The organism is Methylosinus sp. R-45379 (assembly GCF_001644125.1).
Lineage (GTDB): Bacteria > Pseudomonadota > Alphaproteobacteria > Rhizobiales > Beijerinckiaceae > Methylosinus.
Genome location: NZ_LUUM01000204.1, coordinates 1 through 1,563, shown reverse-complemented (window position 1 = coordinate 1,563; position 1,563 = coordinate 1). Strand labels below are relative to the sequence as shown.

1 protein-coding gene is annotated in these 1,563 nt (G+C 59.7%); it reads left to right on the top strand.

Annotated features, from left to right (window positions below; genetic code table 11):
• The first annotated feature begins 65 nt into the window (after nt 1–65).
• Nucleotides 66–1,541 carry an IS4 family transposase gene (locus A1351_RS08995; protein ID WP_064032809.1) on the top strand — a complete coding sequence of 492 codons (1,476 nt, stop codon included), beginning with the start codon at nt 66–68 and terminating at the stop codon, nt 1,539–1,541.
• The last annotated feature ends 22 nt before the right edge of the window (nt 1,542–1,563 follow it).

Below are 1,563 nucleotides of genomic sequence, written 5' to 3'. Positions count from 1 at the left end.
AGTTGAATCGGATGAATCGGTTGTGATTCGTTATCGAGCACCGAATCGCTTGCGCGAGGTGCTCCATGTCCTCGAAGACCGCTTCTTCCACGACTTTCTCCCGTCCAAGAGCTGGGAGATCAGGGCCGTCGCCGCATTGGACTGAGCGCGAGGTAGACGAAACCGCTTTCAAAGATCCCCGTCTTGGTCGACGATGCGCTGAGGTTTTGAAACAGATCGGCGACGCCATCGGCGAGAGCATCCCGTATGCCTGCCAGGATTGGGCGAACACCAAAGCCGCCTATCGGTTTCTTTCTAACGCGCGGGTTGATGAGGGCGACATTCTCAGCGGCCACTTCGCCGCGACACGCGCCCGCTGCGATAAATTCGAAGGCCCGATCTTGTTGCTCCAGGACACCACGGAATTCTCGTTCCAACGCGCCAATGTGAGCGCCGTTGGCGTGACGAAGAGCGTCAACAGTGGGCGCGACAAGCAGGGGCGCATCCGCCATCACACGGTATGCGGAATGCTCATGCATTCGAGTTTAGCGGTGACTACCGAAGGGCTGCCGCTCGGCTTGGCGGCAGTGAAATTCTGGACGCGCAAGAAATTCAGGGGAACCAAGGCGCTGAAGAAGAAGGTGAACCCGACGCGTGTGCCGATCGAAAAGAAGGAGAGCGTTCGGTGGCTCGAGAATTTCCGGCAATCGATCGAGTTTCTCGGGCAGCCGGCGCGCTTCATCCATGTCGGAGACCGAGAGAGCGACATTTTCGAACTCTACTGCCTGACGCGCGATCTCGGCTCGCATTTCTTGGTGCGGACCTGCGTGGATCGGCTGGCGGGCGATGGCGACCACACCATCGCCGACGAAATGGACGCGACGAGGCTCAAGGGGCTGCATCGCATTGAAGTGCAGACGGCCGACGGCGAGATTGAGAAGATCGTTCTGGAAATCAGGTTTAAGCGCATCGTCGTTCAGCCGCCCATCGGCAAAAAGAAGCGATATCCTGCGCTCGATCTTACGGTCATCCACGCCATCGAACGCGATGCGCCCAAAGGCCGCCAGCCGATCGTCTGGAAGCTGATCACAGATCTGCCTGTGCGCGGGCGCGCCGAAGCGATCGAGAAGATCAACTGGTACGCGATGCGTTGGAAAATCGAGGTGTTTCACAAGGTCCTGAAGTCGGGCTGCCAGGCCGAAGCATCCAAATTGCGCACCGCAGAACGGCTCGCAAACTTGATGGCGGTCTTCTGTATCGTCAGTTGGCGCGTTCTCTGGATGACCATGTTGGCGCGGGCCGAGCCTGAGGCCCCGCCCTCGATCGCATTCACGGAGAAGGAGATCGCCTTGCTTGATCGACTCGTCAGCGATGCCGGCAATCGACGAGCCGAGCACGGGACGCTCAGCTTCTACCTCATAAAGCTCGCTCGATTGGGTGGCTATCTCGCGAGGGCCGGCGACTCGCCGCCGGGCAGCATTGTTATATGGCGCGGCCTCGCGCGCCTAACCGATATCGAGATAGGCGCGGAGGCAGCGCTGAGTGCATTTGTGGGTAATTGAAAGCCGGCGGCGGCCGCCTGGC